The sequence below is a fragment of the Streptomyces actinomycinicus genome (assembly GCF_016741775.1).
Classification (GTDB): Bacteria; Actinomycetota; Actinomycetes; order Streptomycetales; family Streptomycetaceae; genus Streptomyces; species Streptomyces actinomycinicus.
Genome location: NZ_JAERRK010000002.1, coordinates 427,119 through 453,172 on the forward strand (window position 1 = coordinate 427,119; position 26,054 = coordinate 453,172).

Annotated in this window: 22 protein-coding genes and 3 tRNA genes; 5 read left to right on the forward strand and 20 right to left on the reverse strand. The window is 69.3% G+C overall.

Annotated features, from left to right (window positions below):
• Window position 1 precedes the first annotated feature (1 nt).
• Window positions 2-979, forward strand: coding sequence for a M48 family metalloprotease (locus JK359_RS05980; RefSeq protein ID WP_307787983.1), 978 nt, complete (start codon window positions 2-4; stop codon window positions 977-979).
• A 99-nt stretch (window positions 980-1,078) separates the two neighbouring features.
• Here the strand turns inward: JK359_RS05980 and JK359_RS05985 are convergent, their stop codons facing one another.
• The 10 genes from JK359_RS05985 to JK359_RS06030 all read right to left on the reverse strand — a co-directional run bounded on the left by JK359_RS05985 (window position 1,079) and on the right by JK359_RS06030 (window position 14,653).
• On the reverse strand, window positions 1,079-4,978 hold the full coding sequence (locus JK359_RS05985; protein ID WP_201832337.1) for a DNA-directed RNA polymerase subunit beta': 3,900 nt from the start codon (window positions 4,976-4,978) through the stop codon (window positions 1,079-1,081).
• Window positions 4,979-5,075: 97 nt separating this feature from the next.
• Window positions 5,076-8,561 carry a DNA-directed RNA polymerase subunit beta gene (rpoB, locus tag JK359_RS05990; RefSeq protein WP_201832343.1) on the reverse strand — a complete coding sequence of 1,162 codons (3,486 nt, stop codon included), beginning with the start codon at window positions 8,559-8,561 and terminating at the stop codon, window positions 5,076-5,078.
• A gap of 588 nt (window positions 8,562-9,149) precedes the next feature.
• Window positions 9,150-9,536, reverse strand: a complete 387-nt coding sequence (gene rplL / locus JK359_RS05995; protein WP_201832344.1) for a 50S ribosomal protein L7/L12 — start codon at window positions 9,534-9,536, stop codon at window positions 9,150-9,152.
• 111 nt (window positions 9,537-9,647) lie between these two features.
• A complete protein-coding gene (gene rplJ, locus JK359_RS06000) occupies window positions 9,648-10,178 on the reverse strand; it encodes a 50S ribosomal protein L10 (protein ID WP_167991102.1) in 531 nt (176 codons plus the stop codon).
• 553 nt (window positions 10,179-10,731) lie between these two features.
• Complete coding sequence (locus JK359_RS06005) at window positions 10,732-11,643, reverse strand: SCO4651 family lipoprotein (protein WP_201832345.1); 912 nt, start codon at window positions 11,641-11,643, stop codon at window positions 10,732-10,734.
• A gap of 166 nt (window positions 11,644-11,809) precedes the next feature.
• Complete coding sequence (rplA, locus tag JK359_RS06010) at window positions 11,810-12,535, reverse strand: 50S ribosomal protein L1 (protein ID WP_201832346.1); 726 nt, start codon at window positions 12,533-12,535, stop codon at window positions 11,810-11,812.
• A gap of 97 nt (window positions 12,536-12,632) precedes the next feature.
• The gene (gene rplK / locus JK359_RS06015; protein WP_023547415.1) at window positions 12,633-13,067 is read right to left on the reverse strand and encodes a 50S ribosomal protein L11; all 435 of its coding nucleotides are present in this window, start codon (window positions 13,065-13,067) and stop codon (window positions 12,633-12,635) included.
• Between the two features lie 169 nt (window positions 13,068-13,236).
• The gene (gene nusG, locus JK359_RS06020) at window positions 13,237-14,106 is read right to left on the reverse strand and encodes a transcription termination/antitermination protein NusG (protein ID WP_201832347.1); all 870 of its coding nucleotides are present in this window, start codon (window positions 14,104-14,106) and stop codon (window positions 13,237-13,239) included.
• Between the two features lie 80 nt (window positions 14,107-14,186).
• On the reverse strand, window positions 14,187-14,474 hold the full coding sequence (gene secE, locus JK359_RS06025; RefSeq protein ID WP_201832349.1) for a preprotein translocase subunit SecE: 288 nt from the start codon (window positions 14,472-14,474) through the stop codon (window positions 14,187-14,189).
• A gap of 106 nt (window positions 14,475-14,580) precedes the next feature.
• Window positions 14,581-14,653 (reverse strand) — tRNA-Trp (locus JK359_RS06030).
• Between the two features lie 262 nt (window positions 14,654-14,915).
• Between JK359_RS06030 and JK359_RS06035 the strand changes: the two genes are divergently transcribed.
• Both JK359_RS06035 and JK359_RS06040 read left to right on the forward strand, forming a co-directional pair.
• A complete protein-coding gene (locus JK359_RS06035; RefSeq protein ID WP_201832351.1) occupies window positions 14,916-16,142 on the forward strand; it encodes a pyridoxal phosphate-dependent aminotransferase in 1,227 nt (408 codons plus the stop codon).
• 124 nt (window positions 16,143-16,266) lie between these two features.
• Window positions 16,267-17,307, forward strand: coding sequence for an adenosine deaminase (locus JK359_RS06040; protein WP_201832352.1), 1,041 nt, complete (start codon window positions 16,267-16,269; stop codon window positions 17,305-17,307).
• Window positions 17,308-17,577: 270 nt separating this feature from the next.
• Here the strand turns inward: JK359_RS06040 and JK359_RS06045 are convergent, their stop codons facing one another.
• The 9 genes from JK359_RS06045 to JK359_RS06085 form a co-directional block, all read right to left on the reverse strand.
• Complete coding sequence (locus tag JK359_RS06045) at window positions 17,578-18,633, reverse strand: UDP-N-acetylmuramate dehydrogenase (RefSeq protein ID WP_201832353.1); 1,056 nt, start codon at window positions 18,631-18,633, stop codon at window positions 17,578-17,580.
• A 256-nt stretch (window positions 18,634-18,889) separates the two neighbouring features.
• Window positions 18,890-19,288, reverse strand: coding sequence for a DUF3291 domain-containing protein (locus tag JK359_RS06050; protein ID WP_201832354.1), 399 nt, complete (start codon window positions 19,286-19,288; stop codon window positions 18,890-18,892).
• Window positions 19,289-19,318: 30 nt separating this feature from the next.
• Window positions 19,319-20,776 carry a DHA2 family efflux MFS transporter permease subunit gene (locus JK359_RS06055; protein WP_201832357.1) on the reverse strand — a complete coding sequence of 486 codons (1,458 nt, stop codon included), beginning with the start codon at window positions 20,774-20,776 and terminating at the stop codon, window positions 19,319-19,321.
• Between the two features lie 85 nt (window positions 20,777-20,861).
• A complete protein-coding gene (locus tag JK359_RS06060) occupies window positions 20,862-21,431 on the reverse strand; it encodes a TetR/AcrR family transcriptional regulator (RefSeq protein WP_201832358.1) in 570 nt (189 codons plus the stop codon).
• 141 nt (window positions 21,432-21,572) lie between these two features.
• Window positions 21,573-22,001 carry a MaoC family dehydratase gene (locus tag JK359_RS06065; RefSeq protein ID WP_201832359.1) on the reverse strand — a complete coding sequence of 143 codons (429 nt, stop codon included), beginning with the start codon at window positions 21,999-22,001 and terminating at the stop codon, window positions 21,573-21,575.
• A 7-nt stretch (window positions 22,002-22,008) separates the two neighbouring features.
• Complete coding sequence (locus tag JK359_RS06070) at window positions 22,009-22,461, reverse strand: MaoC family dehydratase N-terminal domain-containing protein (protein ID WP_201832360.1); 453 nt, start codon at window positions 22,459-22,461, stop codon at window positions 22,009-22,011.
• A 158-nt stretch (window positions 22,462-22,619) separates the two neighbouring features.
• Window positions 22,620-22,784 carry a 50S ribosomal protein L33 gene (rpmG, locus tag JK359_RS06075; protein ID WP_003948671.1) on the reverse strand — a complete coding sequence of 55 codons (165 nt, stop codon included), beginning with the start codon at window positions 22,782-22,784 and terminating at the stop codon, window positions 22,620-22,622.
• Window positions 22,785-22,873: 89 nt separating this feature from the next.
• Window positions 22,874-22,946 (reverse strand) — tRNA-Met (locus JK359_RS06080).
• Between the two features lie 46 nt (window positions 22,947-22,992).
• A tRNA-Thr gene (locus tag JK359_RS06085) sits at window positions 22,993-23,065 on the reverse strand.
• Between the two features lie 491 nt (window positions 23,066-23,556).
• On the opposite strand from JK359_RS06085, the gene JK359_RS06090 reads away from it, so the two are divergent.
• A complete protein-coding gene (locus JK359_RS06090) occupies window positions 23,557-24,822 on the forward strand; it encodes an amidohydrolase family protein (RefSeq protein WP_201832361.1) in 1,266 nt (421 codons plus the stop codon).
• A gap of 73 nt (window positions 24,823-24,895) precedes the next feature.
• On the forward strand, window positions 24,896-25,552 hold the full coding sequence (locus JK359_RS06095) for an SDR family oxidoreductase (protein ID WP_201832362.1): 657 nt from the start codon (window positions 24,896-24,898) through the stop codon (window positions 25,550-25,552).
• Between the two features lie 245 nt (window positions 25,553-25,797).
• Here the strand turns inward: JK359_RS06095 and JK359_RS06100 are convergent, their stop codons facing one another.
• Window positions 25,798-26,010 carry a hypothetical protein gene (locus tag JK359_RS06100; protein ID WP_201832363.1) on the reverse strand — a complete coding sequence of 71 codons (213 nt, stop codon included), beginning with the start codon at window positions 26,008-26,010 and terminating at the stop codon, window positions 25,798-25,800.
• Window positions 26,011-26,054: the final 44 nt, after the last annotated feature.

Sequence of the window (26,054 nt, forward strand, 5' to 3'; positions counted from 1 at the left end):
CGTGCCGGTTCCGCAGCCCGCTCCGGACGACCTCGACTACCGTCACCGCGGTGCCCGTCTGCACGTGGCCGAGCGCCAGCGGGGGGCCGACGCGACGGCCATCGGGCGGCTCGCCGTGCAGGCGCCGGGCGCGCTGGTGAGCCTCGCGCTGGTCGGTTCCATCGCCGTGGGGGTCTTCGGGAGCGTCGTGGGCACGCTGGTGGTGCTGGCCTGGGTCGCCTCCGGCCTGCTGGTCTTCCACCGGCCGACCGAGCTGGCCTTCGCCCGGTACGTGCTCAAGCTCCGTCTGCCGACGGCTGAGGAGCGGGCCAGGCTGGAGCCGGTCTGGAACGAGGTGACCGCCCGGGCCGGCATCGAGCGGGGCACGTACGAGCTGATGGTCGAGAACAGCGACGAGCTGAACGCGGTGGCGGCGGCCGGCCACGTCGTCGGTGTCACGACCTACTCCCTCAACCGGATCCCGAGCAGCAACCTGGCCGCCGTCCTCGCGCACGAACTGGGGCACCACACCGGCGGTCACGCCTGGGCCGGTCTGCTCGGCTACTGGTACTCGCTGCCCGGCCGGATCGCCTGGGCCGTGACCCGGGGGCTGGCCCGCTTCGCGATCATGGTCGCCAGCGTCTTCTCCATGGCCGCGACCGGTTTCCTGATCCTCTTCATGGGGCTCGTGGCGGTCGCCGCGTTCCTCGCCGCCTGGTACATCACGATCCCGCTCGTGCTCGCCCCCTATCTGCTGGCCTACGCGGGCCGGCGCGGCGAGCTGCGGGCCGATCAGCAGGCCGCCGAGCTGGGCTTCGCCCGTCAGCTTGCCGAGGTCCTGTACCACTTCCAGACCGAGGAGGCCACGGCGAAGGCGGCCCTGGCCGCGCAGGGCCAGAAGCTCGACGAGCCCGGCGCCCTGGCCCGGCTGCTGTCCAGCCACCCGGACCACCAGACCCGCCTGAACGCCCTGCACCCCTACCTGGGCCTGCCCCGCTGACCCCAGCCTGACCCGCCGGGCTCCCGGCACGAGCCCGGACGCGCCGAAGGGCGGCCACCCCCCTGCGGGAGTGGCCGCCCTTCGGTTCAAGCGGCTCGCTTACTGGTTGTACGGACCGTAGTCGTAGTCCTCCAGCGGAACGGCCTGGCCGGAGCCGGTACCGAACGGCGAGTAGTCGATGTCGTCGTAGCCGACGGCCGAGTACATCGCGGCCTTGGCCTCCTCGGTCGGCTCCACCCGGATGTTGCGGTAGCGGGACAGACCCGTACCGGCCGGGATGAGCTTACCGATGATGACGTTCTCCTTGAGGCCGATGAGGCTGTCGGACTTGGCGTTGATCGCCGCGTCCGTCAGGACTCGGGTCGTCTCCTGGAAGGAGGCGGCCGACAGCCAGGATTCCGTCGCCAGCGAGGCCTTGGTGATACCCATCAGCTGCGGACGACCGGAGGCCGGGTGACCGCCCTCCTGGACCACACGACGGTTCTCGGTCTCGAACTTCGAGCGCTCGACCAGCTCGCCGGGCAGCAGCTCGGCGTCGCCGGACTCGATGATCGTCACGCGGCGCAGCATCTGCCGGATGATGATCTCGATGTGCTTGTCGTGGATCGACACACCCTGCGAGTTGTACACCTTCTGGACCTCGCCGACCAGGTGGACCTGGACGGCGCGCTGACCCAGGATGCGCAGCACGTCGTGCGGGTTGGTGGCACCCACGGTGAGCTGCTGGCCCACCTCGACGTGGTCGCCCTCGCGGACCAGGACCTTGGCACGCTTCGAGATCGGGTACGCCGTCTCGTCGCTGCCGTCGTCCGGGGTGACGACGAGCTTCTTGGTCTTCTCGGTCTCCTCGATCCGCACGCGGCCGGAGGCCTCGGAGATCGGGGCGACACCCTTCGGGGTACGGGCCTCGAAGAGCTCGACGACACGGGGCAGACCCTGGGTGATGTCGTCACCGGCCACACCACCGGTGTGGAAGGTACGCATCGTCAGCTGGGTACCGGGCTCACCGATGGACTGGGCGGCGATGATGCCGACCGCCTCACCGATGTCGACCAGCTTGCCGGTGGCCAGCGAGCGGCCGTAGCACATCGCGCAGGTGCCGACGGCGGACTCACAGGTCAGGACCGAGCGGGTCTTGACCTCCTCGACGCCCGCCTTGACCAGCTGGTCGATGAGGACGTCACCGAGGTCGACGCCCGCCGGGGCGAGCACCTTGCCGTCCACGACGATGTCCTCGGCGAGGCAGCGTGCGTACACGGACGTCTCGGCGTTGTCCGCCTTGCGCAGGACGCCGTCGGCGTCGCGCTCGGCGATGGCCAGCTTGAGGCCGCGCTCGGTACCGCAGTCCTCCTCGCGGATGATGACGTCCTGGGAGACGTCGACCAGACGACGGGTGAGGTAACCCGAGTCGGCGGTACGCAGGGCGGTGTCCGCCAGACCCTTACGGGCACCGTGCGTGGAGATGAAGTACTCCAGCACGGACAGACCCTCACGGAACGACGCCTTGATCGGACGCGGGATCGTCTCGTTCTTCGCGTTCGACACCAGACCACGCATACCGGCAATCTGACGCATCTGCATCATGTTGCCTCGTGCACCCGAGTTCACCATCATGAAGATCGGGTTGGTCTTCGGGAAGTTGTCGTTCATCGCCTCGGCGACCTCGTTGGTCGCCTGGGTCCAGATCTGGATGAGCTCCTGCGTGCGCTCTTCCTTGGTGATCAGACCGCGCTCGTACTGCTTCTGGACCTTCTCGTCCTTGGCCTCGTACCCGGCGACGATCTCCTTCTTCGCCTCGGGGACGACGACGTCGGAGATGGCGACGGTGACACCGGAACGGGTGGCCCAGAAGAAGCCGGACGCCTTCAGGTTGTCGAGCGTCGCCGCCACGATGACCTTCGGGTAGCGCTCGGCGAGGTCGTTGACGATCTCGGAGAGCTGCTTCTTGCCGACCTCGTAGTCGACGAACGGGTAGTCCTCGGGCAGCAGCTCGTTGAAGAGCGCGCGGCCCAGGGTGGTGTTCAGGCGGAAGCTGTCACCCTGCTGCCACTCCGGCTCGCCCTCCTCGCGCGCCGGCGGGGTCCAGCCGCGCGGCGGGATGGTGCCCACCGGGAAGCGGATGTCCACGCGCGACTGCAGGGACAGCTCGCCGGCGTCGAACGCCATGATCGCCTCGGCCACGGACGCGAACGAGCGGCCCTCGCCCTTGACGTCACGCATCTCGCCGTCGGTGGTGAGGAAGAACAGACCGAGGACCATGTCCTGGGTCGGCATCGTCACCGGACGGCCGTCGGCCGGCTTGAGGATGTTGTTCGAGGACAGCATCAGGATGCGGGCCTCGGCCTGCGCCTCCGCGGACAGCGGCAGGTGCACGGCCATCTGGTCACCGTCGAAGTCCGCGTTGAACGCGGTGCAGACGAGCGGGTGGATCTGGATGGCCTTGCCCTCGACCAGCTGCGGCTCGAAGGCCTGGATGCCGAGGCGGTGCAGGGTGGGAGCACGGTTCAGCAGAACCGGGTGCTCGGCGATGACCTCTTCGAGGACGTCGTACACGACCGTGCGGCCGCGCTCCACCATGCGCTTGGCGCTCTTGATGTTCTGCGCGTGGTTCAGGTCGACCAGGCGCTTCATCACGAACGGCTTGAACAGCTCCAGCGCCATCGCCTTGGGCAGACCGCACTGGTGCAGCTTCAGCTGCGGGCCGACGACGATGACGGAACGCGCCGAGTAGTCGACTCGCTTGCCGAGCAGGTTCTGACGGAATCGACCCTGCTTACCCTTCAGCATGTCGCTGAGGGACTTCAGCGGGCGGTTACCGGGGCCGGTGACCGGACGGCCGCGGCGGCCGTTGTCGAAGAGGGCGTCGACGGCCTCCTGGAGCATGCGCTTCTCGTTGTTCACGATGATCTCGGGCGCGCCGAGGTCGAGAAGCCGCTTCAGGCGGTTGTTGCGGTTGATCACACGGCGGTACAGGTCGTTCAGGTCGGAGGTCGCGAAGCGGCCACCGTCCAGCTGCACCATCGGACGCAGGTCCGGCGGGATGACCGGGACGCAGTCCAGGACCATGCCCTTGGGGCTGTTGGACGTCTGCAGGAACGCGGAGACGACCTTCAGCCGCTTCAGGGCGCGGGTCTTCTTCTGGCCCTTGCCGGTGCGGATGATCTCGCGGAGCCTCTCGGCCTCCTCCTCGAGGTCGAAGGACTCCAGGCGCTTCTGCAGCGCCGCGGCACCCATCGAGCCGTCGAAGTACGTGCCGAAGCGGTCACGCAGCTCGCGGTAGAGCAGCTCGTCGCCCTCGAGGTCCTGGACCTTGAGGTTCTTGAACCGGTTCCACACCTCGTCGAGGCGGTCGATCTCGCGCTGCGCGCGGTCGCGCAGCTGCTTCATCTCGCGCTCCGCGCCCTCGCGCACCTTGCGGCGCACGTCGGCCTTGGCGCCCTCGGCCTCCAGCTCGGCCAGGTCGGACTCGAGCTTCTTGGCGCGGGCCTCGAGGTCGGAGTCGCGGCGGTTCTCGACCTGCTGGCGCTCGACCGAGACGTGCGCCTCCAGGGAGGGCAGGTCGCGGGTACGGCGCTCCTCGTCCACGTACGTGATCATGTACGCGGCGAAGTAGATGACCTTCTCGAGGTCCTTCGGGGCCAGGTCGAGCAGGTAGCCCAGCCGGCTCGGGACGCCCTTGAAGTACCAGATGTGCGTGACCGGGGCGGCCAGCTCGATGTGGCCCATCCGCTCACGGCGCACCTTGGCGCGCGTGACCTCGACGCCACAGCGCTCACAGATGATGCCCTTGAAGCGGACGCGCTTGTACTTGCCGCAGTAGCACTCCCAGTCCCGGGTCGGACCGAAGATCTTCTCGCAGAAGAGTCCGTCCTTCTCGGGCTTGAGGGTGCGGTAGTTGATGGTCTCGGGCTTCTTGACCTCGCCGTGGCTCCACTGACGGATGTCGTCAGCGGTGGCCAGGCCGATCCGGAGCTCGTCGAAGAAGTTGACGTCGAGCACTATGCGTCAATCCCTCTCAGGGTCGAAAGTCTTTGGTCTGAAACGGGGGCCTGGGGGTCGGCGGGGCCCTGTGGGTGAGGGCCCCGCCGGACTCCCGTCAGACCTCTTCGACGCTGCTCGGCTCGCGCCGGGACAGGTCGATGCCGAGCTCCTCCGCAGCGCGGAAGACGTCCTCGTCGGTGTCACGCATCTCGATGGACATACCGTCGCTGGACAGCACCTCCACGTTCAGGCAGAGCGACTGCATCTCCTTGATGAGCACCTTGAAGGACTCGGGGATGCCGGGCTCGGGGATGTTCTCGCCCTTGACGATGGCCTCGTAGACCTTCACGCGGCCGGTGACGTCGTCGGACTTGATGGTCAGCAGCTCCTGGAGGGCGTACGCGGCGCCGTAGGCCTCGAGGGCCCACACCTCCATCTCACCGAACCGCTGGCCACCGAACTGCGCCTTACCACCCAGCGGCTGCTGGGTGATCATCGAGTACGGACCGGTCGAGCGCGCGTGCAGCTTGTCGTCGACCAGGTGGTGCAGCTTCAGGATGTACATGTAGCCGACCGAGATCGCGTCCGGGAACGGCTCACCGCTACGGCCGTCGAACAGCCGCGCCTTGCCGGACGGGAGCACCATGCGCTCGCCGTCGCGGTTCGGGATGGTGTGCTGCAGCAGACCCGCCAGCTCGTCCTCGCGGGCACCGTCGAAGACCGGGGTCGCGACGTTGGTGCGCGGGGCGACCTGGTCGGCGCCGATGGCCTGCAGGCGCTGGGCCCACTCGTCCGCGAGACCGGAGACGTCCCAGCCGCGGCTGGCGAGCCAGCCGAGGTGGATCTCCAGGACCTGTCCCGGGTTCATTCGGGACGGCACACCCAGCGGGTTGAGGATGATGTCGACCGGGGTGCCGTCCTCCAGGAACGGCATGTCCTCGATCGGCAGGATCTTGGAGATGACACCCTTGTTGCCGTGACGGCCGGCGAGCTTGTCACCGTCGGTGATCTTGCGCTTCTGCGCGACGTACACGCGCACCAGCTGGTTCACACCCGGGGGAAGCTCGTCGCCCTCCTCGCGGTCGAAGACGCGCACGCCGATGACCTTGCCGGTCTCGCCGTGCGGCACCTTCAGCGAGGTGTCACGGACCTCACGGGCCTTCTCACCGAAGATCGCGCGCAGCAGGCGCTCCTCCGGCGTCAGCTCGGTCTCACCCTTCGGGGTCACCTTGCCGACGAGGATGTCGCCGGCGATGACCTCGGCACCGATGCGGATGATGCCGCGCTCGTCGAGGTCGGCGAGGACCTCCTCGGAGACGTTCGGGATGTCCCGGGTGATCTCCTCGGGGCCGAGCTTGGTGTCACGGGCGTCGACCTCGTGCTCCTCGATGTGGATCGAGGAGAGGACGTCGTCCTGCACGAGGCGCTGCGACAGGATGATCGCGTCCTCGTAGTTGTGACCCTCCCACGGCATGAACGCCACGAGCAGGTTCTTGCCGAGGGCCATCTCACCGTTCTCGGTGGCCGGACCGTCGGCGAGGACCTGGCCCTCGATGATCCGGTCGCCCTCGTTGACGACGACCTTCTGGTTGACCGAGGTGCCCTGGTTGGACCGGGCGAACTTGTGCAGGCGGTACGTGATGTACGTGCCGTCGTCGTTGGCGGTGGTGATGTAGTCCGCGGAGACCTCCTGGACCACACCCGCCTTCTCGGCCTTGACCACGTCACCGGCGTCGACGGCGGAGCGGTACTCCATGCCGGTACCGACGAGCGGGGCCTCCGACTTAATCAGCGGAACGGCCTGGCGCATCATGTTCGCGCCCATGAGGGCACGGTTGGCGTCGTCGTGCTCGAGGAACGGGATCATGGCGGTCGCGACCGACACCATCTGGCGCGGCGAGACGTCCATGTAGTCGACGTCCTCGGGGCTGACGTAGTCGACCTCACCGCCACGGCGGCGGACCAGGACACGCGCCTCGGCGAACCGGAGTTCGTCGTTCAGCGTGGCGTTGGCCTGCGCGATGACGAAGCGGTCCTCCTCGTCGGCGGTCAGGTAGTCGACCTCGTCGGTGACCTGGCCGTCGTTCACCTTGCGGTACGGGGTCTCGACGAAACCGAACGCGTTGACCCGGCCGTAGGAGGCGAGCGAGCCGATCAGACCGATGTTCGGGCCTTCAGGGGTCTCGATCGGGCACATGCGGCCGTAGTGCGAGGGGTGCACGTCACGGACCTCGAAGCCGGCCCGCTCACGGGAGAGACCACCCGGGCCAAGAGCCGACAGACGGCGCTTGTGGGTGAGACCCGACAGCGGGTTGTTCTGGTCCATGAACTGGGACAGCTGGCTGGTGCCGAAGAACTCCTTGATGGAGGCGACGACCGGCCGGATGTTGATCAGGGTCTGCGGCGTGATCGCCTCGACGTCCTGGGTGGTCATGCGCTCGCGCACGACGCGCTCCATACGGGCGAGACCCGTACGGACCTGGTTCTGGATCAGCTCGCCGACGCTGCGCAGACGACGGTTGCCGAAGTGGTCGATGTCGTCGGTCTCGACGACGATCGTCTGGCCGTTGTCGGCGGTCGTCTCGGTCTCGCCGGCGTGCAGCTGCACCAGGTACTTGATCGTCGAGATGACGTCCTCGACGGTCAGGACGCCCGCGTCGAGCGGCGCGTCCGCACCCAGCTTCTTGTTGACCTTGTAGCGGCCGACCTTGGCGAGGTCGTAGCGCTTCGGGTTGAAGTAGAGGTTCTCGAGCAGCGTCTGCGCGGCCTCACGCGTGGGGGGCTCGCCCGGACGCAGCTTGCGGTAGATGTCCAGCAGCGCGTCGTCCTGGCCCTGGGTGTGGTCCTTCTCCAGGGTGGCGCGCATCGACTCGTACTCGCCGAACTCCTCGAGGATCTGCTCGGTCGTCCAGCCGAGCGCCTTGAGCAGAACGGTGACCGACTGCTTGCGCTTGCGGTCGATGCGGACGCCGACCATGTCGCGCTTGTCGATCTCCATCTCCAGCCAGGCACCCCGGGACGGGATGATCTTGGCGGAGAAGATGTCCTTGTCGGACGTCTTGTCGATGGAGGAGTCGAAGTAGACACCGGGGGAACGGACCAGCTGCGACACCACGACACGCTCGGTGCCGTTGATGACGAAAGTGCCCTTGTTCGTCATGAGCGGGAAGTCGCCCATGAAGACGGTCTGGGACTTGATCTCGCCGGTCTCGTTGTTGGTGAACTCGGCGGTGACGAAGAGCGGGGCGGCGTACGTGAAGTCGCGCTCCTTGCACTCGTCGATGGAGTTCTTCGGCGGCTCGAAGCGGTGGTCCCGGAACGTCAGGGACATCGACCCGGAGAAGTCCTCGATCGGGGAGATCTCCTCGAAGATCTCCTCCAGACCGGACTTGGTGGGGACGTCCTGACCGTTCTCAAGAGCCTCCTCGACCCGACTCTGCCAAGCGGTGTTGCCGAGCAGCCAGTCGAAGCTCTCGGTCTGCAGCGCGAGCAGGTTGGGAACCTCGAGAGGCTCCTTGATCTTTGCAAAGGAGATGCGCAGCGGGGCGGTGCTGGCGCCGTTGTTCGTATTCGCGGTCGAGGCGTTGCGCGAGGCGGCCAAGAGGGGGTCCTTCCGAGGGCTCGGACTCACTACGCGCGTACCGGTCCCTCCCGGACACAGAGACGGAAACCCCAGGTCAGGGGGGCTTCGGTCGACTGTGCTCGAGTGAGGGCAGACCCCTGGTGACGGGCAGGGGACAGCTAACAGGCAGCGCAAAGGGTCAGTGTAGCCACTTGGCACACTGATGTCCAGTGCGGTTTTTTCGAGACCCTCGTTGTGCTCACCGCTCTTGTCAACGCCCTCGGCATGCTGCCCTCAACGCACGTTGATACTGCCCTCTTCGTCGTCGATCCATGCCTCGGATTCGGATCCTTGTGACGACGCGTCCTGAGAATTGCGCGCTGCGTGCGGTTCGTCAAGGCCCCCCAGCCCGAAGCGAGCCGTGCGGCGACACGACGAAGATCACCATACCCCCCGCCGTCGCAGGTGCAAGGCAACCGCGGTCGGTCCTCCGGATACGCCGAAGAGCGACCACCCGGATGGATGATCGCTCTTCGGTGCGTTCGCGTTACAGCCTCGGGACGACTGGTTCAGCGTCCCGGGAGACCGTGGTCTGCGCGCGTTCGAGTCCTGGGGACCCGAAGGGTGTTACTTGACCTCGACGGAGGCGCCGGCGCCCTTGAGGGCCTCGGCGGCCTTGTCAGCGGCCTCCTTGTTGACCTTCTCGAGGACCGGCTTCGGGGTGCCGTCGACGAGGTCCTTGGCCTCCTTCAGGCCCAGGGAGGTCAGCTCACGCACGACCTTGATGACCTGGATCTTCTTCTCGCCGGCGCCGGTGAGGATGACGTCGAACTCGTCCTTCTCCTCCTCGGCCTCGGCGGTCGGGGCACCCGGGACGCCGGCCATCATGACCGGGGCAGCGGCGGCGGCGGTGACGTCGAACTTCTCCTCGAAGGCCTTCACGAACTCGGAGAGCTCGATGAGGGTCATCTCCTCGAACTGCGCGAGCAGGTCTTCCTGGCTGAGCTTCGCCATGGTGGCGGTCCTTCCACTCAAATCGGCTGGTGCCGGATGTACGGGATAAGGCGGGCGTACGTCGGCCCGCTGCGACCCGCGCCTTCGGTGCGGGTCAGAAAGCGAGCCGAATTACTCGGCACCGCCCTGCTCGGCCTGCTTGGCGCGCAGCGCGTCCACGGTGCGGACGAGCTTCGACGGCAGCGCCTGGAAGACGGAGGCAGCCTGGGACTGCTTCGCCTTGAAGGCACCGGCCAGCTTGCTGAGCAGAACCTCGCGGGACTCGAGGTCCGCAAGCTTCTTGATCTCGTCGGCGCTCAGCGCCTTGCCGTCAAGGACACCGCCCTTGATGACGAGATTGGGGTTTTCCTTGGCGAAGTCACGGAGACCCTTCGCCGACTCCACCGGGTCTCCGGTGACGAAGGCGACGGCCGTCGGACCAGCGAAGAGCTGGTCGTCCAGCGTGATCCCGGCCTCGTTGGCCGCAATCTTGGTCAGCGTGTTCTTCACCACGGCGTACTGGGCGTTCTCACCGAGCGACCGGCGCAGCGTCTTGAGCTGCGCCACGGTGAGACCGCGGTACTCGGTCAGCACGGCGGCGTTGGAACTGCGGAACTTGTCCGTCAGCTCCGCAACCGCGGCAGCCTTGTCGGGCCTCGCCATAGAGCCTCGGCCTCCTTCCGGGTGATTCGGACCGCGCGGACCCGAAGGAGGACTGGGGAAACGAAACGCCCCGGCGCAGGCGCACGGGGCGGACTCGACCGGCCGCACACGCGCTCGGCGCGCGCACTCCGGGAGTTCTTCCACAGTCACCTGCGCGGGTCGTCCACTTTTCAGCGGATCCTTCGGCCACCGCGCCCTCGTTCGAGCGCACGGCAACGACCAGCGGTCTTTGGCTTCTGGAAGAGAATACGGGACCGGGACGCCGTCGAGCAAATCGGCCCGTTTGCGGCCGGTACGACGGCCCGGACGGCCCGGACGGCCCGCACGGTTCACGGCCCGCACGGTTCACGGCCCGCACGGCCCGCACGGTTCACGGCCTGCGCGGTTCACGGCCCGACGGCTGCCCGGGACAGACCCGGGCGGCCTCCGTGACCCGGCTCAGGGCGGCTCGTAATCCCGCTCTGGGCGCCGCGTACGGCCGGTTCACGGCTCGGGCCCCGGGGCGGCGCGGCGGCGCGTTCCCGGGGCCGGTACGGCGCTCGTACCGCCGGTGTCAGGAGGTGGTGCCGGTGCTGCCCGCCACGGTGCCGCCGGACTTCAGCAGGTCCGCGAAGTCCTTGGTGTCACCGGCCGGGGGCGCCTCGGCGGTGACCTTCACGCCGTAGTCGGTGTAGAAGGTCGTGTTCTTCATGGTGCCGTTGGCCATCTCGGCCTTCTCGGTCTTCTTGACCAGCAGGTTCTGGTCGTTGATCCAGATGTCGACGGTGTCGGTGGTGACGCCGGCCTGGCTGAGCTGCTTCTTCAGGGCCGACATCTGCTCGGAGCTGAGGTTGCTGGTCTTGTCGGCCAGCTCGGCGACGTTCACCGTGCCCGAGTAGTGCGTGGTGTGCGCGCCGGAGACGGTCTCCTCGCCGACCTTCTTGACGTCACCGGAGGCCAGCAGCATCTTCACGGACTGGTTCGGCGTGGCGTTCTGGATCTGGTCCTTCATGTACGAGCCGGAGGCGCCGCCCATCTTGGCCAGGTCGTCGTACGAGTACTTGAGCCAGTGCTTGCCGCCCGTCTGCTGGGCGTAGGCGTCACTCATGTGCGCGTAGTAGGCGTCCGGCAGGTAGCGCGCCTCCATCGAGGAGGTGCCGGCCTTCTTCATCATCTCGGCCAGCTGTCCGCCGGTGTAGGTGATGGTGAGGTTGCCCTTGAGGCCGTCGTCCCAGGTGAGGGCGCCGTTCGCGGTCATCGACATCAGGTCGCCGACGGAGGTGGTGGAGCGCACCTTGGCCGACTCCGCCTTGTCGGTGGACTTCTCGGCCGAGCGCAGCGCGGCGACGGGGCTGAGGTGGATCGCGTCTCCGCCGTCCGCCTTTCCGTCCTTGCCGGCGTCCGTGGAGCCGCAGGCGGCCACTCCGGTCAGCGCGGCCACCACCGCTATGGAAAGGGCCACCCGGCGCACGGTCGTGCTCTTCATCTAGTCCCACCCCTCTTGCAAGTCCTGTGCCAGCACCGTAACCCAGGCCGCTGACAGTCGTGCGAAAGGTCGCACAAAGAAAGGACGGGCCCGGAACCTCGAGGGTTCCAGGGCCCGCCCTTCTGTTTACGCGTCCCTGACGCGGCTACCGGGCTGAGCGCAGGGCTCAGACGGCGGCCGGGTCCTCCTCGACGAGGAGGTTACGGGTGCGGTTCGGGTCGACCGGAATGCCGGGGCCCATCGTGGTGGTGATGGCGGCCTTCTTGATGTAGCGACCCTTGGCGGCGGACGGCTTCAGACGGAGGATCTCCTCCAGCGCGGCGCCGTAGTTCTCCACCAGCTTGGCGTCGTCGAAGGACGCCTTGCCGATGATGAAGTGCAGGTTCGAGTGCTTGTCGACGCGGAACTCGATCTTGCCGCCCTTGATCTCGGTGACGGCCTTGGCCACGTCGGGGGTGACGGTGCCGGTCTTCGGGTTCGGCATCAGACCACGCGGGCCGAGGACGCGGCCGAGGCGGCCGACCTTGCCCATGAGGTCCGGGGTGGCGACGACGGCGTCGAAGTCCAGACGGCCCTTCGACACCTCGTCGATCAGCTCGTCGGCGCCGACGATGTCGGCGCCCGCGGCACGCGCGGCCTCGGCACGGTCACCGGTCGCGAAGACCAGGACCCGGGCGGTCTTACCGGTGCCGTGCGGAAGGTTCACGGTGCCACGGACCATCTGGTCGGCCTTGCGCGGGTCGACACCCAGACGGAAGGCGACCTCGACGGTGCCGTCGAACTTGGTCGTGGAGGTCTCCTTGGCGAGACGGACGGCCTCGAGCGGGGCGTACAGCTTCTCCCGGTCGACCTTGGCGTCCGCAGCGCGGAGAGCCTTGCTGCGCTTGCTCACAACTGCTCCTGTGTGTTCTGAAAGGAGTCGTGGTACGGGCCGAGCAGGCCCTGCCACGTGCGACCGGCTACGGCCGCATTGACTGCTGGGGTGGGGTTCAGCCCTCGACCGTGACGCCCATGGAACGCGCGGTGCCGGCGATGATCTTCGCCGCGGCGTCCAGGTCGTTCGCGTTCAGGTCGGGCATCTTGGTCTGGGCGATCTCGCGGACCTGCGCCTCGGTGATCTTGGCGACCTTGGTCTTGTGCGGCTCGCCGGAGCCCTTCTCGATGCCCGCGGCCTTGAGGATCATCTTCGCGGCCGGCGGCGTCTTGGTGACGAAGGTGAAGGAACGGTCCTCGTAGACCGTGATCTCCACCGGGATGACCCAACCGCGCTGCGACTCGGTCGCGGCGTTGTAGGCCTTGCAGAACTCCATGATGTTGACGCCGTGCTGACCCAGCGCCGGGCCGACCGGCGGAGCCGGGTTGGCGGCGCCGGCCTGGATCTGGAGCTTGATGAGCCCCGTGACCTTCTTCTTCTTGGGAGGCATTGCTCTCCGGGTCCTTTCATTCGGGTCCATGCCCGCACAGGGATCGCGACCCTGACGCAGGCATACCGCACAACGATAACGGGTATAGATGCGCGGCTAAAAACCGTGCAGGTCAGGCGGACCGTGACGGCCTGCCTGACCTGCGCGGAAGCATCAAGTCCAGAAAGGACTAGTTCTTCTGGATCTGGTCGAAGGACAGCTCGACCGGCGTCTCGCGACCGAAGATCTCGACCAGGCCCTTGACCTTCTTCGAGTCGGGGTTGATCTCGTTGATGGTCGCCTGGAGCGTGGCGAACGGGCCGTCGGTGACGGTGACCGAGTCGCCGACCTCGAAGTCCAGCACCTGGACCTCGACCTTGCGCTGCGGAGCGGGCTTGCCCTCCGCCTCGGCGGCCTCGCGGGCGGCCTTCTCCTCGGCCTCCGGGGCGAGCATCTTGACGATCTCGTCCAGCGTCAGCGGGTACGGGTCGTAGGCGTTGCCGACGAAGCCGGTGACGCCCGGGGTGTTGCGGACGACGCCCCAGGACTCGTTGGTCAGGTCCATGCGGACCAGGACGTAACCCGGCAGCTTGTTCTGCTTGATCGTCTTGCGGTCGCCGTTCTTGATCTGGACGACCTCTTCCTGCGGCACCTCGGCCTGGAAGATGTAGTCCTCGACGTTCAGCGAGACGGCGCGCTGCTCCAGGTTGGTCTTCACGCGGTTCTCGTAGCCGGCGTACGTGTGGATGACGTACCACTCGCCCGGCAGGGTGCGCAGTTCCTCACGCAGGGCCGCGATGGGGTCGACCGGCTCGGCCGGCTCCTCCTCGGCCTCGGCGGCCTCGTCCTCGTCGGCCTCGGCGACGGCGGCGTCCTCGTCGGCCTCTTCGCCCTCGACGTGCAGAGCGGCCTCTTCGGCCGGCTCGCCCGACTCGGCCTCGGCAGCCTCGAACTCGTCCTGCTCGTCCGCGCCCTCGACGATGTCGAGCTCGTCATCCGCCGTCTCGGCAGCCAGCCCGCGCGGCTCGGTGGCGTCGTCGTTCAGGTTCGGGTCAGACACGATGGCTGCTTCTTCCTGGATACATAGGGGTGGAACATGCGAAAACGGGCGCCGGTACCACGGCGCCCTTCGCTCTTGGCTCAGCCGAAGACGTACTTGGCCGCGTGGTTGAGCCCATAGTCAATCACGGTCACCAGGGCGATCATGATGGCGACGAAGAAGATCACCACGGTGGTGTACGACGTCAGCTGGTTGCGCGACGGCCAGACGACCTTGCGGAGTTCCGCGACGATCTGGCGGTAGAAGGTGGCGAGGCGCTTGAGCGGGCCCTTCTTGGCGCGCTTGCCGCCCTTGCGAGCCTTCTTCTTGGACTCGGGCACCTCGTCCTGAGCATCAGGCGTATCGATGGAGCCCACGGCGTCCGTCATAGTCCTCACCTGATCCCGGGTCGTGGCCGTGCCGCGCCCGGTTTCTGAGCCGCACGGCGGTGCATTGCTGTACGTACATGCGCACACATCCTGGCGGTGTGTGTAGCAGGGCCGGAGGGACTTGAACCCCCAACCGCTGGTTTTGGAGACCAGTGCTCTACCAATTGAGCTACGACCCTTTGTGTGTCCCCCAACGTACCGCATCCGACCGAGTGCTCGTTGTGCACCGGTTGGGGCGGTGGCTGCTGAAGGCCAACGAGGTGAGAGTGTACGTGGTCCGGGGCCCGGCGTCGAACAGAAAGCGCCCGTCGGGGGCCGTCCTGCCAAAGATCGTCCTGGCCGGAGGCCGGATTCGGACCGGTGTTCACGCCTCGACCCCTGGCTGTTCAGTCTGTGAAACCCGTGTGCCGGGGGCATTTCCGGTCTGGAACGATGGGCCGCATGAGCGCTGCAACCCCACCCACCGAGCGCCGGGTCTCCGCCCGAGTCGGCGCGATCTCCGAGTCCGCCACCCTCGCCGTGGACGCCAAGGCCAAGGCCCTGAAGGCCGCCGGGCGTCCGGTGATCGGCTTCGGCGCCGGTGAGCCCGACTTCCCGACCCCGGACTACATCGTCGAGGCGGCCGTCGAGGCCTGCAAGAACCCCAAGTACCACCGCTACACCCCGGCCGGCGGCCTGCCCGAGCTGAAGGCCGCGATCGCCGCGAAGACGCTGCGCGACTCCGGCTGGGAGCCGGACGTCTCGCAGATCCTGGTCACCAACGGCGGCAAGCAGGCCATCTACGAGGCCTTCGCCGCGATCCTGGACCCGGGCGACGAGGTCATCGTCCCGGCGCCGTACTGGACCACGTACCCGGAGTCGATCCGCCTCGCCGGCGGTGTCCCGGTCGAGGTCGTCGCCGACGAGACGACCGGTTACCGGGTCTCCGTCGAGCAGCTGGAGGCGGCCCGCACCGAGAAGACGAAGGTCGTGCTCTTCGTCTCGCCGTCCAACCCGACCGGCGCGGTGTACTCCGAGGCCGAGACCGAGGCGATCGGCCGCTGGGCCGCCGAAAACGGCCTGTGGGTGCTGACCGACGAGATCTACGAGCACCTGGTCTACGGCGACGCGGTGTCCGTGTCGCTGCCGGCGCTCCTGCCCGAACTGCGCGACAAGTGCATCGTGGTCAACGGCGTCGCCAAGACGTACGCGATGACCGGCTGGCGCGTGGGCTGGGTCATCGGCCCGAAGGACGTCGTCAAGGCCGCGACGAACCTCCAGTCGCACGCCACCTCGAACGTCTCCAACGTCGCCCAGGTGGCCGCCCTGGCCGCGGTCTCCGGGGACCTGGCGGCCGTGGCACAGATGCGCGAGGCCTTCGACCGGCGTCGCAAGACCATCGTGCGCATGCTCAACGAGATCGACGGCGTGGTCTGCCCCGAGCCCGAGGGCGCCTTCTACGCCTACCCGTCGGTCAAGGGCCTGCTGGGCAAGGAGATCCGCGGCAAGCGCCCGCAGGACACCGTCGAGCTGGCCGCGCTGATCCTGGAGGAGGCCGAGGTCGCGGTCGTGCCGGGCGAGGCCTTCGGCACGCCGGGCTACCTGCGCCTGTCGTACGCGCTCGGTGACGAGGACCTCGTCGAGGGCGTGAGCCGGATGCAGAAGCTGCTGGCGGAGGCGCGGGACTAGTTCCCCGACGCCACGCGCGCGTGCGGGCCGTTCCCCCGGGGAGCGGCCCGCTTCTGTGTGCGAGCAAGACCACGTACGGGGAAACGGCTACCGGTGTGGCGGGTGTGTACGGCAGGATCCTTGGATGGAGCGTGTACGTGATCTCTCTGAGCTGCCGAAGGCCCATCTGCACCTGCACTTCACCGGCTCGATGCGGCCGGCGACCGTCCTGGAACTGGCCGACAAGTACGGCGTGCGCCTGCCCGACGCCCTGACGGAAGCACTGACCAGCGGGGAACCGCCGAAGCTGCGGGCCACGGACGAGCGGGGCTGGTTCCGTTTCCAGCGGCTGTACGACGCGGCACGCTCCTGCCTGCGTGAACCGGACGACATCCGGCGGCTGGTCCGGGAGGCCGCCGAGGAGGACGTGAAGGACGGCTCGGGCTGGCTGGAGATCCAGGTGGACCCGACGTCGTACGCGCCCCGGCTGGGCGGGCTGATCCCGGCCCTGGAGATCATCCTGGACGCCGTGGAGACGACGTCCCGCGAGACCGGCCTCGGGATGCGCGTGCTGGTGGCCGCGAACCGTATGAAGCACCCGCTGGACGCCCGGACCCTGGCCCGGCTGGCGGTGCGCTACGCGGACCGCGGTGTCGTCGGCTTCGGGCTCTCCAACGACGAGCGGCGGGGCATGGCGCGGGACTTCGACCGGGCGTTCCACATCGCGCGCGAGGGCGGTCTGCTGTCGGCCCCGCACGGCGGCGAGCTGACCGGCCCGGCCTCCGTCCGGGACTGCCTGGACGACCTGCACGCCTCCCGGATCGGGCACGGCGTGCGCGCGGCGGAGGACCCGCGGCTGCTGAAGCGGCTGGCCGACCGGGGCGTGACCTGCGAGGTGTGCCCGGCCTCGAACGTGGCGCTCGGGGTGTACGAGAAGCCGGAGGACGTCCCGCTGCGCACGCTCTTCGACGCGGGCGTCCCGATGGCGCTGGGCGCCGACGACCCCCTGCTGTTCGGCTCCCGCCTGGCCGCCCAGTACGAGATCGCCCGCCATGCGCACGGCTTCTCGGACGCGGAACTCGCGGAGCTGGCCCGGCAGTCGGTACGGGGTTCGGCGGCCCCGGAGGACGTCAAGGCGCGGCTGCTGACCGGCGTGGACGACTGGCTGACCCGCCCGGCCGCCTGAAGCGGACGCACGACGGCTTTCGGCTTCGGCCCGCCTTCGGCCTCCGGTCCCGTATCGGCCTCGGCTCGGCTTCGGCTCGGCTTCGGCTTCGGCTCGGCTTGGCTTCGGCCTCCGGTTCCGCACCGCCTTCGGCCTCCGGTCCCGCATCGGCCTCGGCTCGGCTTCAGCTTCGGCTCGGCTTCAGCTTCGGCTCGGCTTCAGCTTCGGCTCGGCTTCGGCCTCCCGTCCCGCATCGCCTTCGGCTCGGCTTCGGCCTCCAGTCGGCTTCGGCTACAGGCTCACGCCGACCGTCACGGGTTCGTTGACCAGGGTGATGCCGAAGGCCTCGTGGACCCCTGCGACCACCTCGCGGGCCAGGTCCAGCAGGTCCTCCGTGGTGGCGCCGCCCCGGTTGGTGAGGGCGAGGGTGTGCTTGGTGGAGATGCGGGCGGGTCCGCTGCCGTAGCCCTTGGTGAAGCCGGCCTTGTCGATCAGCCAGGCCGCGGAGGTCTTCGTACGGCCCTCCCCCGCCGGGTAGGCCGGCGGCTCGGCGCCGTCGCCCAGCCGTTCGCGCACACGCGCGTGGAACGCGGCGAACTGCTCGTCGGTGAGGATCGGGTTGGTGAAGAAGGAGCCGGCCGACCAGGTGTCGTGGTCCTCGGCGTCCAGCACCATGCCCTTGCCGGCGCGCAGCTTCAGCACGGTCTTCCGGGCGTCGGCCAGCGGCACCCGGTCACCCGGCCCGACGCCGAGCGCGCGGGCCGCCTCGGCGTACTTGACCGGCGCGGACAGCCCGCCCGCGTCCTCCAGCTCGAAGCGCACCCGGAGGACGACGTAGCGCTCGGGGTCGGCCTTGAAGCGGCTGTGCCGGTACGAGAACGCGCAATCCTCGTTCGTCAGCGTGACGGTCTCACCGGCGCGCCGGTCGTACGCGATCACCTCGGTGATCGTCGAGGAGACCTCCTGGCCGTAGGCGCCCACGTTCTGGATCGGCGTGGCGCCCGCGGAGCCGGGGATGCCGGCCAGGCACTCGATCCCGGCGAGCCCGGCCTCCACGGTGCGGGCGACGGCGTCGGTCCACACCTCGCCGGCCGCCAGCTCCAGCGTGGTGCCACGCAGTTCGACACCGCGCGTGGCGATGCACAGTGCCGTGCCGTCGAAGCCCTTGTCGCCGATGACCAGGTTCGATCCGCCGCCGATCACCAGCAGCGGAGTGCCGCTGTCGTCGGCCTCGCGGACGGCGGCGATCACCTCCGCATCGGTCCGGGCTGTCACCAGCCGCGTCGCGGGGCCGCCCAGTCGGAAGGTGGTCAACGGGGCGAGGGGGGCGTCGTGGAGTACCTGCACGGGCCCAAGACTACGAGACGCCTCCGACAGCCCGGCACGCCCAGGAGCGGCGGGGCCCAGAGGTCCGGCGGGCCGGCCGGTGCGGCCCGCGACGCGTCGGGCCCCGAGCACCCGGCCTCGAGGCCCCGAAACCGGCACGCGCGCGTGGATCGACACCATGACCGAACAGCGTCGTTACGACGTCCCCCGGAACGCGCACGCGCGCGTGGATCCACGGGGGATCCACGCGCGCGTACACGCTGCCGGCGTCCGCCGGCTACCTGAGCCGCCGTACGGCCTCGAGCCGCCGTACCGCCTCCTCCCAGCTCACCGGCAGTTCGTCGGCGGTGGCCTGCCAGGCGGTGAACGTGGCGTCGCGCATCTGGGCGGACAGTCCGCGGGACGCGGGCCGGTGGGCACCGGAGCGGGCGAACGCCTTCAGCGCGTCGGCCGACTCCCAGGCGGACAGCGTCCAGAAGGTCCGTCGCAGGGGCTGCGCCCTGAGGGTGGCGCCGTAGGCGCCGGGCGCCCGGCCGGCCTGCCGCCACACGGCGGGCGTACGGGCGAGGAAGCGGAGGGCGCCCCACAGGGTGCGGGTCTCGAAGCGTGAGGCGAAGACGTGCACCTCGGCGCCCTGCGGGGGTGTGTTCGGCACGGTCCAGGGAAGCGTGGGCATCTCGGGCTCCTCAGGCGGACGGGGTCCGGGTCAGCCGGCGGTGGTCTCGAGGACGGCTGCCGGGGTCTGGTCGGGCCGCGGTGCGGGCCGCCCTGCGCCGCGGCGGCCCGGGATCACCAGGGCGGCGACCGCGGCGAGGGCGACCACCGCCGAGCCCGTGACCAGGGCCGGCCGCAGTCCGTCCACGAAGGCCTGCGCGGACTCGTAGCCGCCTTGGGCGGAGAAGATCGACGACATGACGGCTATGCCGAGCGCGCCGCCGACCTCGCGCAGCGCGTTGTTCGCGCCGGAGGCGATGCCCTGCTCCTGCGGGCGGACGCTGGACATGACCAGGTTGGCGGCCGGTGCGAAGAACAGGGCCATGCCGATGCCGCTGATGATCAGGGCGGGCAGCTGGACGGCGTAGGAGGCGTCCGTGGTGGCCACCCAGGCCATGTAGCCGAGGCCGGCGGCCTGCAGGAACAGGCCGGCGGCGACCACCGGCCGGCCGCCGATGCGGTCGGAGAGGATCCCCGCGACGGGTGCGACGAGCATCGGCATGCCGGTCCACGGCAGCATCCTCAGGCCGGCCTCGGTGGGCGAATAGCCGAGCACGCCCTGCATGTACTGGCTGAGCAGGAAGATCGAGCCGAACATGCCGACGAACATCAGCAGGCTGGCCGCGTTGATGCCGGAGAAGGCGCGGGAGCGGAACAGCCGCATGGGGAGCATGGGGCTGGCGGCGCGGGAGCTGTAGAGCACGAAGCCCAGCAGCAGCGCTCCGCCGCCGGTCAGCGCGGTCAGCACGACCGCGTCGGTCCAGCCGTCGGCGGGCCCCCGGACCAGGCCGTACACGATCCCGAAGAGCCCGCCGCTGGCGAGCAGGGTGCCGGGGACGTCGAGCCGGGCGCCGGCGCCGTACGACTCGGCCAGGCGCAGCCGGGCCAGCGGCAGCACGGCCACGCCGAGCGGGACGTTCAGCCAGAAGATCCAGTGCCAGGAGACGTGCTCGGTGAGGCTGCCGCCGATGAGCGGCCCGGAGGCGACGGCGAGCCCGTTGACGGCGCCCCAGATGCCGTAGACCATGCCGCGCCTGGCCGCGGGCACGGCCGCGGTGAGCAGGGTCAGCGTCAGTGGCATCATCACGGCCGCGCCGACGCCCTGGACCGCGCGGGCCGCGATCAGGGAGCCGATGCCGGGTGCCACGGCCGCGGCGGCGGAGGCTGCGGTGAAGACGGTGAGTCCGGCCATGAAGAGCCGACGGCGGCCGAAGCGGTCGCCGAGGGCGGCGCCGAACATCAGCAGGACGGCGAAGGTGAGCGTGTAGGCGCTCACGGTCCATTCCAGGTCGTCCAGGGCGCCGCCGAGATCCTTGCGGATGGAGGGCAGTGCGGTGGTGACGACCAGGTTGTCCAGAGCCGCCATGAATCCGGCGACGCTGGTGATGACGAGGGCCCATACGGCCCCCGCTCGTGATGTGGCGGTGGGTTTCGTCGTCTGCTGTGCCATGGCTCCCCCTGAGGTGACCGTGGTTAGTAATTGATGACTAACTTTTCTGGGCACGGAAAGGCGCCACGGCCCCGCCCCGCCCGCGTTACTTCTCCAGGCGCCCCGTCGTCCGGGCGGACGGATAGAGCCCCTCCCACACCCGGTGCTCCGGCGGGAAGCCCATGGAGACCAGGCAGTTGATCAGCATTCCGTACGCCAGGAAGGTGGTCGTCTCGTTGAGGTCCGCCCCGAGCGGCAGATGCACCGTGTCCCACAGCCGCATCCAGCCGGCCCGGACACTCTCGCCGAACTCGCGGTCGCCCTCCTCCTCGGCGGCCGCCACCGCGACGTACATCTGCATCTGCATCATCATCCGCTCGGGATGTTCCGTGATGACCTTGGTGTACGCGTTCGCCATGGCGTGCAGGGCCTCTTCGCCCCGGAGCCCCGCGGAGGCCTCCTCGAAGGTGCGGATGGTGTCGTCCACACAGCGTTCGGCCGCCGCCAGGAAGATCGCTTTCTTGCCCGGGAAGAGCCGGAAGAGATACGGCTGCGACACTCCGACGCGCTTGGCGATCGCATCGGTGGAGGTGCCGTGGTACCCGCCCCGCGCGAACTCGGCCATCGCCGCGCGGATGACGCTCTCGCGCCGCTCTTCTGCACTCATCCTGGCCATGCGAGTAAGTTAGTACTCAATCACTAACTTGGCAAGGCGCTTGCGTCGCTTGAGATGCACGTAAGGGGCACCCTCCTGGAAGGGCACCCCTTACCTACATGCAGACCTGCGGTCTCGCCCTCAGGCCAGTCGTTCCCGCCCTCAGGCCAGTCGTACGACCGCTCGGGACATGCCCAGCACCTTCTGGCCACCGCTCGTCGCCGTCAGGTCCACGCGGACGGTGTTGTCGTCCAGCTTGGCCGCGACCTTGCCGCTGACCTCGATCAGGGCACCCTGGTCGTCGTTCGGGACGACGACGGGCCGGGTGAAGCGGACGCCGTACTCCACGACCGCACCCGGGTCACCGGTCCAGTCGGTGACCACGCGGATCGCCTCGGCCATGGTGAACATGCCGTGCGCGATGACGTCCGGCAGGCCCACCTCCTTGGCGAACTTCTCGTTCCAGTGGATCGGGTTGAAGTCGCCGGAGGCGCCCGCGTAGCGCACCAGGGTGGCGCGGGTCACGGGGAAGCTCTGCGCCGGCAGCTCGGTGCCGACCTCGGTCTCGTCGTACGTGATCTTCGCCGTCATCGGGTCCTCACGCCTCCTCGGGCCCGCGGGCCACGAGCTTGGTCCAGGCGGTCACGACGTGCTCGCCGGCCTCGTCGTGCACCTCACCGCGGATGTCCAGGATGTCGTTGCCCGCGAGGGATTTGATCGACTCGATGGTCGAGGTGACCGTCAGCCGGTCGCCGGCACGCACCGGGCGCACGTAGACGAACCTCTGGTCGCCGTGCACCACCCGGCTGTAATCCAGCCCCAGCTGCGGGTCCTCGATGACCTGTCCCGCGGCGCGGAAGGTGATGGAGAACACGAAGGTCGGCGGAGCGATCACGTCGGGGTGGCCGAATGCCTTGGCGGCCTCGGGGTCCGAATACACGGGGTTGGTCTCGCCCACTGCCTCGGCGAACTCGCGGATCTTCTCCCGGCCCACTTCATAGGGCTCGGTGGGCGGGTAGGTCCGTCCCACGAAGGACTGGTCGAGCGCCATGGCCCGGCACCTCCTGATGTCTGCTGTGATGGCCCCAAATTAGCCCGAAACCAGCGCAGGAATGTGCGTGGTGCCGGTGCGGCGGCCTGGGTACCGAGCCGGCTGAAACGCCGTGAGGCCGCCCCCTCGGAAGGGGACGGCCTCACGGACGAGCCTGATTATCGCGTCTCGCGGTGCGCGGTGTGCGCGTTGCAACGCGGGCAGTGCTTCTTCATCTCAAGACGGTCCGGGTTGTTACGCCGGTTCTTCTTGGTGATGTAGTTCCGCTCCTTGCACTCCACGCAGGCCAGCGTGATCTTCGGGCGGACGTCGGTGGCAGCCACGTGAGTGCTCCTAAGACGAACGGGTGGACTGGTTCAACGCAAAAAGAGTAGCCGATCGAAGGACCGACCCCACAATCGGCTACTGTCAGTAGCGGTGACCGGACTTGAACCGGTGACACAGCGATTATGAGCCGCTTGCTCTACCGACTGAGCTACACCGCTTTGATGAGATCGGGCCCCGCCTTGCGACGGGGACCTCTCACACCAGAGCCCCAAAACGGAATCGAACCGTTGACCTTCTCCTTACCATGGAGACGCTCTGCCGACTGAGCTATTGGGGCGAGCGATGAAGACATTACACGGTCCGCCGCCGTTCACCCAAATCCGTATCCCGCAGCCCACATGCACCCCGTTCACGGCCCTCTCCACAGCCCCATGAGCACCGGGCGGGCCCGGCTTCCCGCGGCCAAGTGCCGGTCGGCCGCGATGGCCTCGGGCTCCGCCGAACGGCGGCACGCGCGTGTGGGTGCGATGCCGGGCTGTGCGAGGCCGGACTGGGTGAAGCGGAGGTCACTCGCACGCGCGCGTGGGCGCCGCCGTGCCCAGTGGCCGGGCATGTGGGTGGCCGTCGCCATGCGAGGTGTCCGCCACGCGCGCGGGCGATGCGTTTACCGCCTGGGGCGGACCACGCCGGTACGACTATTGCGCTCCTACGCGCCCCACGCGGCTCCCCACCCTAGGCTCGACTCACTCTGCGTGATCTTGGGTCGTTCTCGGCCCTGGATCCTCACGCCGACTTGCCCGATCCCCCCGGTCCCGATCCTGGAGTGCGATGCCCGACAGCCAGCCGCAGCCGCAACCGCCGTCGAACTCGTCGGGGTCCTCGGGACCGTGCGACCCGGCCGCCCTCCTGCTCTGCGGGGCGCGGCTCACCGACGGCCGGACCGTGGACGTACGGCTGGGCGGCGGGCGTATCGAGGCGGTGGGCACGGCCGGCAGCCTCGCCCCGGGTCCGGCACGCACGGGGGCCTCCCGCGTGGACCTGAGCGGCTATCTGCTCCTCCCGGCCCCGGCCGAGCCCCATGCCCATGCGGACACCGCCCTGACCGCGGAGCACCCGGGCCCGGTGTCGTGCGCCCCCGAAGACGTGCAGCGCCGGGCCACGGAGGCGGCTCTGCTGCAGCTAGGGCACGGGGCGACGGCGCTGCGCGCACACGTGCGCGTGGGCGACGTGCAGGGTCTCGGGGCACTGGGGGCGGTCCTGCACGCGCGGCGAGCCCTGCGGGGGCTCGCGGAGCTGACGACGGTGGCGATGCCGCGGGTGCTGACCGGGGTGGCCGGGGCCGACGGGCTGGCGATGCTGCAGGACGCGGTGAAGATGGGCGCCTCGGTCGTGGGCGGCTGCCCGGACCTGGACCCGGATCCCACCGGCTACGTGGAGGCCCTCCTGGAGCTGGCCTCCGAGCACGGCTGTCCGGTGGACCTGCACACGGACGCCGCCGACCCGGCCAGGCTGTCGCGGCTGGCGGCCATGGCGGGGGGCTTGCGTCCCGGCGTGACGATCGGCCCGTGCGCCGGCCTCGCCCGCCTGCCCGACGAGGCCGCCGCCCGCGCCGCCGACCAGCTCGCGGCGGCCGGTGTGGCGGTGGTCTGCCTGCCGCAGGGTGGCTGCGGCGGCACCGACCGGCGGGGCACGGCGCCGGTACGGCTGCTGCGCGCCGCCGGGGTCCGGGTGGCCGCCGGCAGCGGTGCGCTGCGCGACGTCTCGAACCCCGTCGGCCGCGGCGACCCCCTGGAGGCCGCCTACCTGCTCGCCTCCGCGCACGGCCTGCGCCCGGACGACGCCTACGACACGGTGAGCGCCTCGGCCCGTACGGTTCTGGGTCTGCCGGAGGTCCGCGTGGAGGCGGGCTTCCCGGCCGAGCTGCTGGCCGTCCGGGGCGACCACCTGGCCGGCGTGCTCTCCCTGGCGTACAGCAGGATCGTCGTGCACCGTGGCCGGGTGGTGGCCCGTACGAGTGCGGTCCGCGAGTACTGCAACTCGGCGGCGACGGCGGAGCTGGGGCTCCCGAGGCAGGGGCGTGGGGAATTGTCGTGAGCGTGCGATGACCCCGGTGTGCCCCGGTTAACTCGTGCGGCGGATGCGACTCTTCGGGCGTACGGTCGGATTCATGCGCATTGTCATCGCTGGTGGTCATGGTCAGATTGCGCTGCGGCTGGAGCGGCTGCTCTCCGCGCGCGGGGACGAGGTCGCGGGGATCATCCGCAAGTCCGAGCAGGGCGACGATCTGCGGGCGGTCGGCGCCGAACCGGTTCTGCTCGACCTGGAGTCCGCCTCCGTGGAGGGGGTCGCGGCGCACCTGCAGGGCGCCGACGCGGCGGTCTTCGCGGCCGGTGCCGGCCCGGGCAGCGGCAAGGCCCGGAAGGACACCGTGGACAGGGGTGCGGCGGTGCTGTTCACGGACGCGGCGGTACGCGCGCGTGTACGGCGTTTCCTGGTCGTGTCCTCGATGGGCGCGGATCCCGCACACCAGGGTGACGACGTCTTCGACGTCTACCTGCGTGCCAAGGGCGAGGCCGACGCGCACGTCGCCCGGCAGGAGACCCTGGACTGGACGATCCTGCGGCCCGGCACGCTGACGGACGAAGCCGGCACCGGCCACGTCCGTCTGGAGGCGGACACGGGACCTGGTGCGATTCCGCGGGACGACGTGGCGGCCGTACTCGCCGAACTGGTGGACACGCCGGCGACGGCCGGACTCACGCTGGAGCTGATCGGCGGTTCGACGCCGGTGTCGGTCGCCGTGAAGTCGGTGGCCGGGAACTGAGTGGGCGCACCGAACCGTTGACGGGCTGAGGGGCCGGGTCGGATCTGCTGCACCCTGGCCCGCACACGCTTCTGACGAGCCGTCGGGGCGCCGCGCCCGTCCCGCGCCCGTCCCGCGGCCGCCGTCGGGAGCAGGCCTCGGGCGCAGGCGTCAGGGACCGGGCGTCAGGGACCGGGGCCGGGCATCAGGGGCCGGGACCGGGCGTCAGGGACCGGGGCCGGGCATCAGGGGCCAGGCGTCAGGAGTCAGAACAGAGGCAGCTGGCCGGGAAAGTCCGGCACGGCGTACCCGTCCAGGGACGGCTGGACCGCGCCGAGTTGGGCCTGCCGCCGCGACCCGGCGCAGGAGACGAGTTCCGCGTTCTCCCGTACCCCCGGCGGATCGTGGCGCGCGAAGCGGCCCGCGACGACGGCGATTTCGCGGCGGCAGACGGGACAGGTTCTGCGTCGGGACGGCATGCCGTCAGTGTGCCCCGAGGACGGCGCCGCCGCGCCCGCACCCG

Excerpts from the sequence above, each read along its gene's own strand:
- rplL (WP_201832344.1), bottom strand. The coding sequence starts at position 9,536 with ATGGCGAAGCTCAGCCAGGAAGACCTGCTCGCGCAGTTCGAGGAGATG.
- rplJ (WP_167991102.1), bottom strand. The coding sequence starts at position 10,178 with ATGGCGAGGCCCGACAAGGCTGCCGCGGTTGCGGAGCTGACGGACAAG.
- JK359_RS06005 (WP_201832345.1), bottom strand. The coding sequence starts at position 11,643 with ATGAAGAGCACGACCGTGCGCCGGGTGGCCCTTTCCATAGCGGTGGTG.
- rplK (WP_023547415.1), bottom strand. The coding sequence starts at position 13,067 with ATGCCTCCCAAGAAGAAGAAGGTCACGGGGCTCATCAAGCTCCAGATC.
- secE (WP_201832349.1), bottom strand. The coding sequence starts at position 14,474 with ATGACGGACGCCGTGGGCTCCATCGATACGCCTGATGCTCAGGACGAG.
- JK359_RS06035 (WP_201832351.1), top strand. The coding sequence starts at position 14,916 with ATGAGCGCTGCAACCCCACCCACCGAGCGCCGGGTCTCCGCCCGAGTC.
- JK359_RS06040 (WP_201832352.1), top strand. The coding sequence starts at position 16,267 with ATGGAGCGTGTACGTGATCTCTCTGAGCTGCCGAAGGCCCATCTGCAC.
- JK359_RS06050 (WP_201832354.1), bottom strand. The coding sequence starts at position 19,288 with ATGCCCACGCTTCCCTGGACCGTGCCGAACACACCCCCGCAGGGCGCC.
- JK359_RS06055 (WP_201832357.1), bottom strand. The coding sequence starts at position 20,776 with ATGGCACAGCAGACGACGAAACCCACCGCCACATCACGAGCGGGGGCC.
- JK359_RS06060 (WP_201832358.1), bottom strand. The coding sequence starts at position 21,431 with ATGGCCAGGATGAGTGCAGAAGAGCGGCGCGAGAGCGTCATCCGCGCG.
- JK359_RS06065 (WP_201832359.1), bottom strand. The coding sequence starts at position 22,001 with ATGACGGCGAAGATCACGTACGACGAGACCGAGGTCGGCACCGAGCTG.
- JK359_RS06070 (WP_201832360.1), bottom strand. The coding sequence starts at position 22,461 with ATGGCGCTCGACCAGTCCTTCGTGGGACGGACCTACCCGCCCACCGAG.
- JK359_RS06090 (WP_201832361.1), top strand. The coding sequence starts at position 23,557 with ATGCCCGACAGCCAGCCGCAGCCGCAACCGCCGTCGAACTCGTCGGGG.
- JK359_RS06095 (WP_201832362.1), top strand. The coding sequence starts at position 24,896 with ATGCGCATTGTCATCGCTGGTGGTCATGGTCAGATTGCGCTGCGGCTG.
- JK359_RS06100 (WP_201832363.1), bottom strand. The coding sequence starts at position 26,010 with ATGCCGTCCCGACGCAGAACCTGTCCCGTCTGCCGCCGCGAAATCGCC.